General features: G+C 55.8%; 16 protein-coding genes. 10 read left to right on the top strand and 6 right to left on the bottom strand.

Annotated elements, in window-relative coordinates; translation table 11 throughout:
* Window positions 1-116: 116 nt before the first annotated feature.
* Window positions 117-554, bottom strand: coding sequence for a hypothetical protein (locus EOA19_RS26140; RefSeq protein WP_023813918.1), 438 nt, complete (start codon window positions 552-554; stop codon window positions 117-119).
* A gap of 601 nt (window positions 555-1,155) precedes the next feature.
* Here EOA19_RS26140 and EOA19_RS26135 point away from each other — a divergent pair.
* The 7 genes from EOA19_RS26135 (at window position 1,156) to EOA19_RS26100 (ending at window position 6,966) form a co-directional block, all read left to right on the top strand.
* Window positions 1,156-2,271, top strand: a complete 1,116-nt coding sequence (locus tag EOA19_RS26135) for a hypothetical protein (RefSeq protein WP_128305233.1) — start codon at window positions 1,156-1,158, stop codon at window positions 2,269-2,271.
* Between the two features lie 461 nt (window positions 2,272-2,732).
* Window positions 2,733-3,182 (top strand): hypothetical protein, encoded by a 450-nt coding sequence (locus EOA19_RS26125; protein ID WP_128305232.1) that lies wholly within the window; start codon window positions 2,733-2,735, stop codon window positions 3,180-3,182.
* 105 nt (window positions 3,183-3,287) lie between these two features.
* Entirely contained in the window at window positions 3,288-4,061 is a 774-nt protein-coding gene (locus tag EOA19_RS26120) for a hypothetical protein (RefSeq protein ID WP_128305231.1), read from the top strand.
* A gap of 351 nt (window positions 4,062-4,412) precedes the next feature.
* Complete coding sequence (locus EOA19_RS26115; protein ID WP_128305230.1) at window positions 4,413-5,030, top strand: hypothetical protein; 618 nt, start codon at window positions 4,413-4,415, stop codon at window positions 5,028-5,030.
* 64 nt (window positions 5,031-5,094) lie between these two features.
* On the top strand, window positions 5,095-5,649 hold the full coding sequence (locus EOA19_RS26110) for a hypothetical protein (protein ID WP_128305229.1): 555 nt from the start codon (window positions 5,095-5,097) through the stop codon (window positions 5,647-5,649).
* A gap of 261 nt (window positions 5,650-5,910) precedes the next feature.
* The gene (locus tag EOA19_RS26105) at window positions 5,911-6,525 is read left to right on the top strand and encodes a hypothetical protein (protein WP_128305228.1); all 615 of its coding nucleotides are present in this window, start codon (window positions 5,911-5,913) and stop codon (window positions 6,523-6,525) included.
* A gap of 75 nt (window positions 6,526-6,600) precedes the next feature.
* Complete coding sequence (locus EOA19_RS26100; RefSeq protein WP_128305227.1) at window positions 6,601-6,966, top strand: DUF3768 domain-containing protein; 366 nt, start codon at window positions 6,601-6,603, stop codon at window positions 6,964-6,966.
* A 44-nt stretch (window positions 6,967-7,010) separates the two neighbouring features.
* Here EOA19_RS26100 and EOA19_RS26095 read toward each other — a convergent pair whose 3' ends face one another.
* Window positions 7,011-7,277, bottom strand: coding sequence for a helix-turn-helix transcriptional regulator (locus EOA19_RS26095; RefSeq protein ID WP_128305226.1), 267 nt, complete (start codon window positions 7,275-7,277; stop codon window positions 7,011-7,013).
* Window positions 7,278-7,395: 118 nt separating this feature from the next.
* On the opposite strand from EOA19_RS26095, the gene EOA19_RS26090 reads away from it, so the two are divergent.
* Together EOA19_RS26090 and EOA19_RS26085 are read left to right on the top strand one after the other, a co-directional pair.
* Window positions 7,396-7,752: a hypothetical protein gene (locus EOA19_RS26090; protein WP_128305225.1), complete on the top strand. Its 357-nt coding sequence runs from the start codon at window positions 7,396-7,398 to the stop codon at window positions 7,750-7,752.
* Window positions 7,749-9,350, top strand: a complete 1,602-nt coding sequence (locus tag EOA19_RS26085) for a DUF4339 domain-containing protein (protein WP_164893045.1) — start codon at window positions 7,749-7,751, stop codon at window positions 9,348-9,350. The genes EOA19_RS26090 and EOA19_RS26085 overlap by 4 nt, the downstream gene beginning before the upstream one ends.
* A 258-nt stretch (window positions 9,351-9,608) precedes the next feature.
* On the opposite strand, the gene EOA19_RS26080 is transcribed toward EOA19_RS26085, so the two are convergent.
* Together EOA19_RS26080 and EOA19_RS26075 are read right to left on the bottom strand one after the other, a co-directional pair.
* Window positions 9,609-10,673: a hypothetical protein gene (locus EOA19_RS26080; protein WP_128305223.1), complete on the bottom strand. Its 1,065-nt coding sequence runs from the start codon at window positions 10,671-10,673 to the stop codon at window positions 9,609-9,611.
* 175 nt (window positions 10,674-10,848) lie between these two features.
* Window positions 10,849-11,247 carry an MAPEG family protein gene (locus tag EOA19_RS26075; RefSeq protein WP_128305222.1) on the bottom strand — a complete coding sequence of 133 codons (399 nt, stop codon included), beginning with the start codon at window positions 11,245-11,247 and terminating at the stop codon, window positions 10,849-10,851.
* A 288-nt stretch (window positions 11,248-11,535) separates the two neighbouring features.
* Here EOA19_RS26075 and EOA19_RS26070 point away from each other — a divergent pair, with 288 nt between their 5' ends.
* Entirely contained in the window at window positions 11,536-11,829 is a 294-nt protein-coding gene (locus EOA19_RS26070) for a hypothetical protein (RefSeq protein WP_245486336.1), read from the top strand.
* A gap of 245 nt (window positions 11,830-12,074) precedes the next feature.
* Here EOA19_RS26070 and EOA19_RS26065 read toward each other — a convergent pair whose 3' ends face one another.
* Both EOA19_RS26065 and EOA19_RS35420 read right to left on the bottom strand, forming a co-directional pair.
* Complete coding sequence (locus tag EOA19_RS26065; RefSeq protein WP_128305221.1) at window positions 12,075-12,506, bottom strand: hypothetical protein; 432 nt, start codon at window positions 12,504-12,506, stop codon at window positions 12,075-12,077.
* Between the two features lie 99 nt (window positions 12,507-12,605).
* Window positions 12,606-14,274, bottom strand: a 1,669-nt coding sequence (locus EOA19_RS35420; RefSeq protein ID WP_164893044.1) for a hypothetical protein, incomplete at its 5' end; no start/stop codon positions are given.

Below are 14,274 nucleotides of genomic sequence, written 5' to 3'. Positions count from 1 at the left end.
ATCAACGGCAGCACGCCTCACAGCTTCTGCCAGGACGGCTGGTGGAAAAGTCTCTTCGCGCCCTCCTGGGAGAGCGCTCGAAACTGCAAGCTTGCCAGGCAATATCCCGCGATTGCCTATCCGCGAGCCGGCGGCAGCTCGAACAAAGTGGCGCCATTCTCCCGGCCGCGCTCGACATAGCCGATAACGCCAAACCATCTTGCGACATCCGGCCCCTGCAGCCAGCTGCGCGAGTGGATGGCGAGGTTGCCGGCGAGCGCCTGGATGTGCCGGATATGCCGCTTGCAGAAGCGAACGGTCGCGGCACGGAAGAAGTCCTCCCGTGCGGCGAACAGCGTGTCGGCGGCGTCGCTGTTCTCATGCCAGGCGATGATCGCCACGGCCTTGTCGCCCTCGACAAGCGCGTGCGCGCGGCCCTCCTTCAAATTCATCATCAGATTGTCGTAGGCGATCTTGCTGTCCTTGCCGGCCGCGACGTATTCGTCCGACATCCGCTTGGACAGACCACGAAAGACATCCTCCAGATCCCCAAGCGTTGCTGCGCGTGCTCTCATTTCACCTCCTGCAGCCCCGGCAGGCAGTTTGCCCTAGGGTTGAGGGGTGGCCAAGCAAATTAAATCCGTCGGCGGGCCGATGTGCGCAAAGTGATTTCACTTGGCGATGCTGGCGGCGACGCGATGGGGTGTGTCCAGAATGGACCTTGGGAAAATGGTGCCCAGAGGCGGAATGGGCAAAATGCAGAGAAAAGACAACAAAATCAATGGCGAGGCAAGCCGACTTTAGCGAGTTGTGTAACACCGACGTGTTGCAAAGTCGAGGCTGCCACGTAGGAGAGGAGGGGGCAGGGTATGTGGTGAGCGTCGCAGGGCGCATCTCCATCCGAAACCCATGAACCAGAATCCTGGGTAGCCCTACCGCTCCTCCGGAGGGACCGCGAGTCGACTGGGCATAGCCTCCCGTGATGTCACCGCCGAGAACTGTGAAGAGATCCGGAAGTGGCATCCGGCGCGGCGTTCCAAAGGCTTTGGATCCCCCGGGCCTTTGCCTTTCAATGGCTTGCGCCACACGTGCCGAAGGAGTTCCGGTGGCGGTACTATATTAGCGAAACAGCACCGTTTCGACTGATCATTAGCGCTCGGAACCGGAAGCGCGAAATTGACGGCGGCACTGGCGGTCGAAAGGCGCCTACCAGCTTCCGTACTAACGATCTTAACAATAAGATGTTCAGAGAGTGTCGTCGCAGCAGAACCAGCATCAGCTCCTTTGGAAATCAAAGATACCCTCATGCTTCCAGAATCGTCGGGCCGCGCGAAGCGCTATTCAGAGATCGAAAAGACAGCCGCGTTAAAGGCGTATGAAACTAAGATCGCGTTTGGCCTTACTTCCACTGACGCGGCCCGTAAGGTGTCTGTACCTCGAAAGACGCTTGAGCGTTGGCTAGATGAGCGTAAACGTCACCAAGAGCAGACTGAAGCCAGCAATGGAACAAGGCTGATTGAGACGTCCATCGCCACCTTGGCTGCTCCAGGTCGCTTCAACCCCGAAGCAGTTAGGTCGGCATTATTTGCGTTTGTCGCATGGCTTCGGTGGCCAGGAGAGGTCCGAAATCTTGCCGCCTATGTACTATTACTCCACTGTGGCTACCTAGTTCAAAAGTATGGCGTGAGCCGCCTACAGGAGCTTCCTGAATCCGAAAAAAAAGCGATTCAAAACGACATAGATATATCATTAATATTTGATTTATTTCTAGGGAAGGTCGTTTTCCCCTTTCATATGGATTACGAACATGAATACTACACGAGAAGGGACAAGAACGCTGAAATATGTTCTTTTTTTACGAACGCTAGACATAATAGTATAGATTCAAGTATCGGAAAGGCCTTCCATATTGTAGAAAATAACGGGTTCTCGAAAGACTTTGAAATGGGAGAAAAAGCATTCCGAGCTTTTTGGAGGAGCAACGCGGCCGTAATGCCTTTCGATTATGTCGAGTTGTATCATTTTCCTACACTCGACCTTGGGCTTGATCCCGAGGAGCCGGATTTCTACGAGAAAATAGATGATCTCTTGCAGCGGCTCCCCGAAATAGCCGAATACCTGGCAGGCTGCAAATGGGCGGTGCGCGAGTTCCGTTCATCGCTTGACCCTCGAGCTTTAACCTCCATTTGGTCGCCTGGTTTTCCGCTGCACCTTTTACCCAGAGAGCTCCCAAGGGTGAAGTTGCCTGGCAAGTTATTTGAGGCGCTTTCTCGACCTCGCGTGATCGCCTAAAAACGCTTTATCGGCGCAAAATCAATATCTTGCTGTGGAGTGGTATACCTCGCTAGTGCCCGGTGACTTGGGTCCTTTGTTATGTTCATGGTGCCAACTCGATAGTGAGCCGCAAGTCAAAGGAGGCTACATGAATGAAGCACTCGAAAGTTCCACGAGTATTGCCGAACCGGGATTTCAGCCGCCCGAAAGACATACTGGCTCCTGCAGGCCCGATCCCCATTAGACGCTCGTCGTGGGTGTCGCGGGTTCGCTCCGAAAAGGGTCTCGTACGACGGCTTCGCGGGCGGCTGACATCCACGCTCTGATCAACAAACTGTCCCGGTCGGCTTCCGTCTGAGCGCTTAGTGCCCGTGCGCTAGTCGGCCGAGCACCCATAACCCCGCAGCAGCGAACTTTCACCTCAAGCCTCCTCCGGGGCTGAGCGGGCTCCTTGCTGCCAAAATTCGAAGGAACAGGAAATGAAGACGATCAAGAAGCTGCCGCAAATGATGGAATTCCTCTTTGACAAGCTGGATGAGGGAAGAGGCCATCAGTTTCTCACCACACCTGCGGTCGACGCGATGACCGACATGCGTTTTCGACTTGAGGAAGGCCTACCATTTTCAATCGAGATGCCGATGGAGAAGTACCTCTGTGAAATGGTGCAGATCGACGAAGAAGGCTTCGAACCCATCGGAGTCGTCCGTTACAGTTGGGGATTCTCTGAGTTTTACTGCACGGTCGCGGGTTTCCTTCTGGACAACGGCCGCAAAGTTTTGCCGTTTTTGGAAGTCGTGGCTCTCCTTCTGAGGGAACTTGGGCTCACCGATTTGATCGCCATCGAGAACAACGACGGCACTACGGTCGTCAAGAGCTCCAGGACCTTCAATAAGCAGTACGACACGCGGATCGACGTAACGATCGGCTAGTGCGCCATCCCCGAACTCAATAACCCGGCGACTGCACGGTCGCCGGTTTCCTTACTCACGACTTGGGTCTGAACAATCGTTCGACCGCAAACGAAAGGTGCACCCATGACGATACGCAAGAGAAGAAATCTTGGCAAGGCTTCAGAGAACCATGCTGTTTTGAGAAGAAAGGCAGCCCGCAAATCGAATGGCGATTCTTCGGGCAGACCGAAGAATGAAGCTGCTCGCCGGAAAGCCCAGGAATTTGAACGATTCGCTGCAGATCAAGGCGACATGATCGAAGGCATGGCGGAAGCCACGGTTCAGCTTGACTACGAGGCGGTAGCCGCAATCGTTGCCAAGGGACAAGAGCTTGCAAGGGACGAGAGGGCTTGGCTAGAATTTATCGCTTTGCCTTTCTGGACCGACGAGGTGAAGAAGGGCAGACCAAAACCAAAACACCGACCTGAGGCGGTGCGGTTCATGCTGCGGAGGTATCGTGGCTCGTCCGAATCCAAGCAGGCAAGTGAGCGATGGCGGGCGGTGAAAGTGTTGCTTGATGAGGGCACACCGCCAAGCCGAATGGTGAAGACTCTCGAACAGCGCGGCGGATATCGAGGCATCAACCGGTCCAAGCGTGAAGGTCAGAGCTCCGTCAAGACGGAGGCCAAAAGCGTCAGTGCGAAGCCGTCCGGTGTCGGTTCTAGCATGACGTCGGGCTTGCCTGACAAGACCGCCGTCTCCTGCCTTCTGAAGGCGGTTTTTCCGGACAATGTCCGTTCCCTGACCAGCTTGGCTGTTCCTTGCAAGGTCAAACTGATCGGCACCATCGAAGAACTGGGCGCTATGACTGAGATCCGTGTGCAGAGGCTGGTGAAGTTGAAGCCACGTGACAGCTAGGAATGATGGTGACCGCCGATGTCGGTGCGCCGGTCACCATCCATCTCTCTCAGGCTACCTGTAGGCGCCAAATCGCAACACTGGATGCATTGCGTAAAGCACCATGTCCCCCATCAGCCGGGATGCCAATTTCAAGCACATCGACCAGCATCAATGCGTCGGATTCGCCGCGCAGGAAGTGCTGCTCTTCACAAGGTCAGATGCCGGTTTTTAGGAGCCTGCATATGGGTACCTGTGCCTGAAATCGTACGAAACCATTGTGCACTCGCAGCAACGCTGATCACTGCACCGATCATCATACGACAACACCCGTCATACACAACTTCGAGGAGGTCCTAAGAGATGCCTATCATGGAATATCTGATCGCCGGGTATGGCTACATGTTCAGAGAACGGGTCCGGCAAGGCTGGCGGCTGACCTTCCTAACTTTCACGTTCAACCATCTCCGAGGATCCGCGAGCAACGTTGCGTGGCAGATGCGTGACGAGCTCGAGCGCGTCTACGCGAAGGTGCTCACTCGCATCGAGCGCAAGCCTCGCAATGTCCCGCCAGACCTTCTCCCCTTGTGGGTGTGTTGCCCTGACTTCCCCGTTTCCAAAACCGAAAAACATAGCTTCCGAGACGCCGTGGTGAACAATGGACGGCACGTCCATGCCATCGCTGCCGTCCCACCGTGGTCGAGGATGAAGGGGACGTTGGAGGACCATTTCTACGAACATCAGAACCAGTACACCGGCAATGGCAAGCCCCTGTTTCGCATAGACGCCCAGCCGATCACGCACGATGGATGGTTCGCTACGGACTATGGCCTGAAAGGCGCGAAGAGCTCACGGGTCGGCTACGACGAGCTTTTCATCCTGCCGCGCAGCACATCAGAGGTTCCGGTGAGAACGAAGTCGGTGAGAGATGGCGATGCGCAACCCCGTTTAACGCACCCCGTCACGGCCGATCAGGAAAGCGCAGGGTAACAAGAATCGCTCGGTAAAGCGCAGCGTCCACACCGACGTGGATTGATCATAGGAGATGACAAATATGCGTAATCCCCGCGAAGTTTCCACCTGCGATGACCTGCGAGAATTGTTGACCGGCTTGCTGAGGTCCGGCAATCGAGAATGCAGCCTGCCTCGTGCCTTTGACTTCTTGCTTGATGATATTTTCCTGCGCCTGGATGCGACGATCGATTCACCGTACATCGAGCCTCTCGTCGGCCGGTGTATGTTTCGGGTGCTCGACGACTCGAGTCAGAAAGTCTTGCAGGATAGCTCCCCCATTGAGATGACCCAGCAGAGCGTCGTCTTCCTCAAGGGGATCGCTCGCATTTCCACGACGGGCATGTGGGTAGAAAAGATGGACGTTGTCGACGCTGCAACTTCGGCGCTCGGTTGTGACCGCGGCCTGCTGCCCAGCTATGTTGGCAACCGCCTCTGTGTTCGCAGCTCCCGCAAGTTTGAAAAGCGCTTCCATTGCAGGGTGGCGGTGGACATCGGCTACGACCTGCTCATGGAGCCCTTCACCGGCAGTGCCCCTTCCCATGACGAGGTTGGCAATGTCTTTCGGCGGCGTGTCGGTGCCCAGTTCGAGTTCTAAACGCTAGGTTCTGACGGAACCATTTTCGCGGCCCCGTCAGGACCACTTTTGGGCCCAGCAAATTGAGATTTGTTGACTTAGGAATGTTTTCCTGATATGCTGAGCGAGGCGAACTGCGTCGGCTGACGCGGTTAGGCCAGACCCTAACAGGAGCTTTAACATGCCTTTGACAGATCGACCCGACGCGCCGTGTCGGCACCACGCACAGCACACCGTAAGGGCCCCTCTGGGCCCTTTGTCATATCAGGAGGCAAGACAATTATGAATGTCGCCTCCGAAACCACCCGCTCGCTAATCGTTTTTGGCCGGGATGAATCCCGCAAGCCCCATGCCTCGGTGTTCCTGCTGCCCGAGGTTGAAGCGGCAGAAAGTGCTGCAAGGTTGATGGGGATGCATTCGCACCGCGTTGAGCCCGGCGAAGCACCCGAGATCGTCATGCGCCTTCCGGCTGGCAAGCTGTTCGATAGCGGCAAGGCTTTTGTCCCCTTCGTCAAATCGGAGGTTTACACCCGTATCGCGGCCCTTGCGGGGGTCGCTGACGAGCGCGACGGCGGGCCGGGCGACGACAAGGCCGCCGACAGCCCTGAAAACGCTTCAGCGGGCTCGCCTACGCCGGTGGCGAGCCACGGCGAGGGCGACGAAGGGGGCGGTGCCGCTGGCGATAACGGTGGCGACCTTTGGGCGAAGCTGGCCGTCGGCGACATGGTGCTGGCGTCAGAGGGTCCCGACGAGGGATATTTCGAAGCCCGGATCATGAAGGCGAAGGCCAAAGGGATCTTTACCCTGAAGTTCAGGGACTATCCGGAAGCCCCCCAGGTGGACCGCAGCTACTACCAGCTCGGCCTGATCCACCCCCGCCAGCTGGCGAAGAAATAAGCGGCCTACAAACGGGCCGGGTTCGATCCGGCCCGCCACCCCCTCAATCACTCATCCATTCGAAGGAACCACCTCATGACATGCTCAACAGAGCGCGTCGGTCGGCTATCGGCGGCCGATCGAACCGCGCGCATTCGGACCCTCAACGACCAGCTGCGCCAGACGGGTGCTGGCGGGCGCATGATGATGACCGCCGGTGTCGCCGCACTGCCTGCCCAAGAGATCGGCGCCATTCTATTGGCCGTCGCCAACTTCGACGCATTCGACCAGGACAACGATCCCTATGAGCAGCACGACTGCGCTCTGCTGCACGTCGGCGACCGGCAGATCTTCTTCAAGATCGACACCTACGACCGGACGCTGGCGAACCTTTCGCCCGATGCCTCCGACCCAGCCGTCACCATTCGCGTGATGACCGTCATGCTGCCGGAGGAATACTGATGGCCTCCGCTGCACAGGGCACAGGGGTACATCCGCCAGCCCCTTTAGGCTTGCTTCGGTTTTCTGCCGGACGACAACGGCATAGGCTGCCGCTCCCCTTTGGCAGGCTCGACCAAAAGAGCCGCGGCGGGCACACCAAGGACAATTGCCAAGGCATCCAACGTATCGATGGTGACATTCTCCGAACCGCGCTCGATGCGGCCAACGTAAGATCGATCAATCTCCGCCGCCAATGCCAGCCGCTCTTGCGACAAACCTTGCTCAGCTCGCAGTTTGCGGAGATTCCAGCCAATGATCTTGCGCACATTCATTGTGGGCAAGAAGGCAATATAAACGGCTTGACAATCGACGGACTGACAGTCCCCTATTCATTGCGGGGATTGCTTCAGGTTCTAAGCAAACTGGTTACGAAGCTTCAGGGGGATTGATATGAAAATTGCAGTTGGAATTACCGGAATTCTGCTCGGCTTGATTTCGATGCTACAGTCTTGCGCTGTGGCAACGGGCGGAAGCATCACAGCCAACCACGACCTCGCTGGAGCCGGGTCGGTTGGCGTGTTGGTCGGGCTGCTGTTTTTCGTCGGCGGAGCCTTTGCATTTGGCCTGCCGTTAGTCTCGGCGATCATTTTCGTCGTCGGCAGCCTGTTCGCCTTCATTGCCGCCAGCAGCTTCACCGACATGAAGGTTTGGGCCTTCGCGGACCTGATTCTCGCCGCCATGGCATTCTTCGCATGGAGAAGCGCTCGAAAGGCCAAGACCACGCCTTCGGGAGTGGCTCCGAAATGACGATCTGGTTTTACGAAGAAAACGGACAGCCGCGCGGTCCGATCGAAGAAACCGATCTGACTGCCATGTTCTCGAGTAAGGCGCTTCCGGCAAACACACGTATTTGGACGGATGCTTTCGGCAGCCAGTGGAAGGCGGCCTCCGAAACGGACATTGTCCCAAAGGAAGTCAGGGTAACCCCGCCTCCGTTGAGTGTTGTTCAAACGGCTGTTCCCGCGACAGCTGTTGTCGATAAATGGGCGAGATGGATCGCGTTCTCGCCACTGGTCATCCTCGCTGCCGATACGATCGTCCTGCTCGCCGGTGGCCACCCCAACATTCCGCCTATCAGCACTGGCGTATCGCTGTGGGCAGCGATCGGCGTTTTCTGGCTGGCCTACAAGGACGCCAAGGCGATCAAGAATGCTGGGCAAAACCCGACGGGCAAGGCACTCGTTCCGTTCATGCTGCTGACCCCAGTCGGCTATCTCTGGCGTCGATCGGCCGTCATACGCGCACCGCTCAGATACCTATGGATCTGGCTCGCCTGCGCGGCGGTCTTCTTGATCGCCGAACTGGCCATAGATCCAAGCCTCAGCGTTGCCAACGCAGCGGAGACAGCAGATCTCCTGCCGTACGGATCACGCGCCGGGATGACTGTGACCATCACAGGCCGGTCTGGCATCGATACGGACCATGCCGAGATTACCCTCGATCCCACAGCCGCGAACTCGAAGGGCTTCTGTATCGATTCCAACGGGGATGACGGTGAGACATGTGTTGGCAAAAAGTTGGCCGACGCCAAAATTCAATCGAGCATCGTAGCAAATTGTTTTACAGGAAAGTTCATTAGCCCATGGGGCAACGGCTTCCAATTCAAGGGCCGCGCTGCCGATGGCGACTATTCCTACATAGTTCAGCCGGACGTCGTTCCGCACGAAGTGCTTGATTACAGAGCCAACTATGATGTGGCGATTGAGGCCTTCAAGGCGCTGTGTCCCGCCAGAGTTGCGCGAGCCGATCGTGAAGACCCCATTCCTGAGGTTGCCGAAGAAATCAGTCCTGACGACGCCGAGCAAGCTGCCCCGAACGTGGCTGAAGAATCCGTCACGGACACCACTTTGAATGGATCGACCTTCCGCGGCATCGAACTAGGCATGACCGAAGCGCAGCTAACGCAATCGCTGGATCGTTCGTTCGTTTTAAGCTCGAAGTGGGTTGGCACCGAGCTGCAAGCGTTCGCTGCCCTTGCCGAAGGCATGAACTCAGGCATACCCACCGGCCAGACGCTGTTCATAGTTAAAGGTCCACAGGCTTGCGGGCAGATTGTAATGCGCGACGGCGTTGCCGCCCGCCTGCGGTTCTACCAGTGCTACTTCGATATCGGCGATGGGATGTCGATCGGCGATTTCGCGCAACAGATCGCGGAAACCTACCAGCTTGAAGACGGCATGTCTGGTCACTGGGAAATGCGCGGCGATGGAGCGTACCGATTCAAGTACACCGAGTATGTCGGTGTCAGGCAGGCTACCTCGGAGCGGTTTACGGCCTCACTCCATCAGATGGACAACAATCTGACATTGACCATCGAACGCGTTCCGCGAGCGAATTTCGAGTAGCGACTAACGCAGAGGGACTGCAATCTCACCCTTGCGACAGCAAAGATCCTCAGCGACCTCCTGTGCGCGGTAAGCGCTGTTGTGGGACCACCTTTCGGGAGTGGTCCCGATCTGTGAGGTTGCCGGTTCTGCATCGGGGTCGGAGATTGGCTTTGGTCCAAAGCGAAGTGACGCGTTTGAACATAAGAGGCCGGACTGGGTTTCCGTTTTGCCTGTGATTCTCACTTTCCGACAAACGGGTGATACCCTTTCAATTGATCACTGCATCTGACACGCAACGTGCAACCGGACGGTTGCGGGACCTCGTTGAGAACCAGCAACGTTCAGGACCTCAATATTCCATTTGCTTTTGTCATCCGAGGGATAACTTTCAAGCTGGTATATTGTGGCGACCCCAGTGAGGATATACGCTCCTCCCGCTATTACCGTTGATTTAGGCGTCGGACAGGGGATCGACGCACGAGCGCGCCCTGCACCGCCCGCAGCAATCGGGACGTCGACATAGGCGTATTCAATCCGACGAGCTTCCAGCTGCGCTGTACGAAATGCAAGTCGGTTGTAGAGCCCCTGAAGCTCATCGATACGGGGCACATCAACACCCGGCAAGCTCACAGGTTGGCTCCTACCGGAAGCCTCAGTGTTGATGGAGAGTTGTGCCGAGTTACCACTTGGCTTTTTACATGTTACCGCCAGCGTCATCTGTTTTGTTCTGAACGGTAACCCTATTTTCTCTCCATTAAAGTAGCATTCTACAGAACCTTCTACAGAAGTAATGATATTAACTCCTGCCCCCAGCGGCTTGAATGTAACCTCAACGATAAACGAGTCGAGAAACGAGTTCTCTGGCGTCGCCACTGCAAAAACACCAAATTGGTTCAAAAGAGTCGACGAAGAAATCGACACGCACTTCTCGAACGCATTTACCATCGAGCTGCTTATAATTTCTGAACTTTTATCCCGAAACGTTTCATCGTAGAGCTGAGCGTCTGCCGAATTACACCATTCATGGAGGGATTGTTGAAATTGTGAATCGCTGCCCGTCGCATTGATTCCAATCGGTATATCGGCGAGAGGAATATCGAGCGCGAATGATGAGTCACTCATCTGTCTGGATGTTTGAAAATTTGACTCGCAAGCCCAATTTTTAAATTTCCTCGCCTGATACGAATAATTTATCACGCGATTCTTGTCGTATACGTTTCCCTGTAATACTTTTGTACACTGAGAAAACAGCTCCGTCGCTTGAGATCTAGCGATCTCTATGTTAGCCAAAACTGCAGCAATCGTGATGAGACTGTAAGCGGCGAGGATTTTCGGTCGCATAGCCTTCCTCCCAATTAAATTGATTGCCGCGCTCTTGTATTGTTTGCGTTCCCGAGTTCCTGTGCGGCAACTTTTTCTTATAGCTGATGCCTGCACATACGGCAACAATCAACGGCCAAAGTATCCTCACCCCGCCGACCTAATCGGGTGACGTCGCAAGGTTTGAGCGCCTCACCTATCGCTGCATCATCAAGAATATGATCCTCCCAAGAGCGCCGAAGAGCAGGGCGAATGCGGCGAGAGATTGAATAAAGAAGCCGGGGTACCGCTTCAGCGGTGCGGACAGGTAACCGATGAAGTAGGCAATCCTTCCCATTATCCAAAGCAGTCCCAGTGCAGCCGCCCATGGCGCGCTCCAGTAGACCGCGAAAAGCCACATCGACGGCAGAAAGATCGGCAGCCATTCGATCGAGTTTGAATGAGCGCGGATTGTCCGCTCAAGCAGCGGATCGCCAGTCATGATCGGGGCGAGAATGCCCGTCCTCTTGTGGGTTCTGGCGACTGTAAGCGCCATGCCAAAGATCATTAGGCTGCAAAGCAACGTCACAATAGCCACCGAGAAATACCGTTCCATGCTTGCCTCCTCTCATGGCGGAAGAGGTAGGCAAGCAAAGGTTGTCTCCTATGGCAAGCTGCAATAGTCGTCACTCCTGACAACCAACGGTTAGGAATGCAATTCTCCTAAAATGCTTGGAACCGACAGGGGCGCTGTGGCTTGAGTCGCAGTTCCTGGAGTTGCGAGTATATGATCAGGCCAATGAACGGCTTTCATTCATCGAGTTCCAATCGCCACACTGGTCGAGAAAGCTCCCGAAGGCGAAGATTTGGCTTCACGAGATAATGCGACGGCTATAGGACGCAGCTGGTCGTTGAAGGCGGAAAGGCGCGAGCATTCACACGCCGAGGATATGACTGGTCGCACCGATACAAGCGAATGGTTCAGGCTGCGGCCAGCCTGCCCGTGAAGTCGGCCATTCTCGACGGCGAAACCGTCGTTCTTGGCGGTGCGGGTCTGCCGGATTATCAGGCCTTGGAACGGCATTGGGCAACCCGAACTCGGCCAAGCTCATGTCTATTGGATTTGGCTCCAGCGTCTCCGCGACGAACCGCGCCTTGTCATCCACCGACCACTGACGCCGACCACCAGCACCGTTGATCACCTCGAAACCCCGAGGCTGCCGCTCCGGGTCAAGCGTAAGGCCAAGTCCAGACACAAGCCGATCTCCGATCCCAATGCAGAACCGGCAACCTCACAGATCACGACCACTCGCGAAAGGTGGTCCCACAACAGCGCTTACGTCGAGTCGGCTGACGCAGAAGCAGCAAGCGCAACACCGAAGAATAGGCTTGCATATCTCGTCGGCGAGACTCTCGCTCCAAGACTGAATACAGAGGGTTTGATTATGTGACGGGCAGCATTGCGCACTGCGCAAGTTTCTGCAAACCCTCGCCAGCGATCCAAACTGTCATCTGATCGTTGGCCGCGTCGCGAAGCTCGAAGTCGATCGCCTCCAGTTCGCAATTCCCCCCAATTGATCCTCCGCCCTTCCTCTCGATCATAAAGTAGCCTTCGGTCTTTGCCGGACTGATGAAAGGGATGGCGACTACAATCGGAACCTTAACAAAGGATACCTTCAAATGATTGCCCGCAATGTTCTGGTCGATCATGCTTTGGAGCGTCTTCGGCAGCGATTGTGTGATCGAAAAATAGGATAGACCTGTCCAGATTGCCGCGCCAATCATTGCCAGAACAAGCAAAGATGAAAGTTGTCTCACGCCCGAAGCCCCCCCCGTTGGATAGGAAGCGTTATCCCGGCGGGTGGAAGCCGTCAATCAAGCCCTTCCCAAAGTCGTCGCGACGAACCCATTACGTCACCGGCCTCTGGCCGAACCAGCCTTGCTGCAGCCAACCAAGAGTATTTTATTTTTGCCCTAGTTAACCACCCAGAGGCTCTTCAGCTCATGGCCAACCGCCCAATCCGGCGAAGTGTCCTTGTCACACCTCGCCTCATACGGATCGCGCACCATCTTAAATTCGTCGTCGATCACTGCGCCAAAGACGAAACATTCGCTTTTGTATTCTCCGCGTTCGGCACTCGCCGTCTTAACGACCGTCTTGATGATGATCGCTTCTAGGTTGCGGCTCTTCCAAGTCACCGTGCCATAGTTATCGACGGACGAGCTGACGTCGGTTGCCTTCCACGCGTCCTGGCCGAGTTGCTGATTCCAACGAGCAAAATCGGGAAACAGGGCTCCGATATCTATCCCAGACGGAGCTTGCGTTTTGATCGCCCCGTCGAGGGCCTCTGTTTTAAGGCCGTCAGAGAACATATTCAAAAGGGCAGCTGCGGCTGCACCATTCTTTTGATGAAGAGCCGCTTCCTGCGCCGCCTTTGACTTTTGCGCTTCCTCAAGATGTTGGGCGGTAACGCGTTTTTCCTCTTCAGCTGCAACGCGAGCCGCTTGTTCAGACTTGACTTGGCCCTGCCGGGCAAGCTCAAACTTCACTTGCGCCGCCGTGATGTCACTCTGTTCGAACCAGATCGGGGCATAGGCAAAATTGACGCTGTCCCGGGTCAAGGCCTCGGTTACCGCCTTGAGGGTCGCGCTTGATCCATAGAGGATCCGGCACTTATCCCGGCGTACATCCTGGTAAGCAGTATCGACGTTCGATACTTGTGGATCAGCCTTAGGGATGGAGACAAATTCGGCCAGCTTGGCAATGGTCGCCAAATGAATCTTTGGTTCCCCGTCGATCACGACGCAGATTCTCGTGGACTTGCTGTCCAGCAGAATTCCGCCGTATCCCAGCTTAGACCCTTTCTCGACATCAGTCGCAATCTGTGTGGTGAGGGCCTTATCTTGATCCATTCGCCGCTTTAGGTCGGCGTAATTTATCGCATCGAAGGGGCGCAGGATCTTGGTCTCGACGGCCTCCAAGTACGCAACCGCGAAGCTCGGCTTTGCTTCGACGAATTTCTTGCGCTGAATAAAGAAGACGTCTGCTTGGTTGATATCCGCTTGCCCGCATTCCCGGTTAATGTGGATGGTTTTCCCGCCTAGCGGGTCCAAGGCAACATGAACAACCTTTTCAAGCGCCGGTGTGCTCTCAACACCAAAGAGACAAATCCAGGCTTCGTTTTTGGTGAATGAAAATTCGCCTGACAGGGTTTTCAAAAGCGACGGGGCTGCTGGACCGGCGTTGTAGAGGACAACGACATCATCAAGCGCGCCCCTGAGCAGAACTTTGTTCAATTCGGTAACGGTGAAGGCAGGATTGTTGTCTGCCTGCGGTTCGGTCTTGCCTTCCCCTTGCGACGGGGCTTTCAAGGCCGCCAACTCATTGGTGAGACCTTGGCTCACGATGAGCGCACGAACGCTATCTCTAGCATCAGTAAGGGCTTCCAAATCCGACGACGAGGTCACGCCGTCAAGCGCCTTAACTTCGCTTACAACCAAGGGCAGCTTGTTGGAAGTGAGATGAGTCGCCATCCAAGTCTTGAGTGCCTGCTGGTTGCCCCGAAGCTCAGCCAAGATAAGTGCCTTTTGTTTTTCGATGCCCTCGTACCGTTCCTTGTCCCTCGATGCGGAAAATTCGGCA

This window comes from Mesorhizobium sp. M7A.F.Ca.US.010.02.1.1 (genome assembly GCF_004023085.1).
In the GTDB taxonomy this organism is placed as follows: domain Bacteria; phylum Pseudomonadota; class Alphaproteobacteria; order Rhizobiales; family Rhizobiaceae; genus Mesorhizobium.
This window is presented reverse-complemented; position numbering and strand designations above follow the sequence as displayed.

Bases quoted from the DNA above. Each gene is read 5' to 3' on its own strand.
- EOA19_RS26140 (WP_023813918.1), bottom strand. From the start codon at position 554: ATGAGAGCACGCGCAGCAACGCTTGGGGATCTGGAGGATGTCTTTCGT.
- EOA19_RS26125 (WP_128305232.1), top strand. From the start codon at position 2,733: ATGAAGACGATCAAGAAGCTGCCGCAAATGATGGAATTCCTCTTTGAC.
- EOA19_RS26120 (WP_128305231.1), top strand. From the start codon at position 3,288: ATGACGATACGCAAGAGAAGAAATCTTGGCAAGGCTTCAGAGAACCAT.
- EOA19_RS26115 (WP_128305230.1), top strand. From the start codon at position 4,413: ATGGAATATCTGATCGCCGGGTATGGCTACATGTTCAGAGAACGGGTC.
- EOA19_RS26110 (WP_128305229.1), top strand. From the start codon at position 5,095: ATGCGTAATCCCCGCGAAGTTTCCACCTGCGATGACCTGCGAGAATTG.
- EOA19_RS26105 (WP_128305228.1), top strand. From the start codon at position 5,911: ATGAATGTCGCCTCCGAAACCACCCGCTCGCTAATCGTTTTTGGCCGG.
- EOA19_RS26100 (WP_128305227.1), top strand. From the start codon at position 6,601: ATGACATGCTCAACAGAGCGCGTCGGTCGGCTATCGGCGGCCGATCGA.
- EOA19_RS26095 (WP_128305226.1), bottom strand. From the start codon at position 7,277: ATGAATGTGCGCAAGATCATTGGCTGGAATCTCCGCAAACTGCGAGCT.
- EOA19_RS26090 (WP_128305225.1), top strand. From the start codon at position 7,396: ATGAAAATTGCAGTTGGAATTACCGGAATTCTGCTCGGCTTGATTTCG.
- EOA19_RS26085 (WP_164893045.1), top strand. From the start codon at position 7,749: ATGACGATCTGGTTTTACGAAGAAAACGGACAGCCGCGCGGTCCGATC.
- EOA19_RS26080 (WP_128305223.1), bottom strand. From the start codon at position 10,673: ATGCGACCGAAAATCCTCGCCGCTTACAGTCTCATCACGATTGCTGCA.
- EOA19_RS26075 (WP_128305222.1), bottom strand. From the start codon at position 11,247: ATGGAACGGTATTTCTCGGTGGCTATTGTGACGTTGCTTTGCAGCCTA.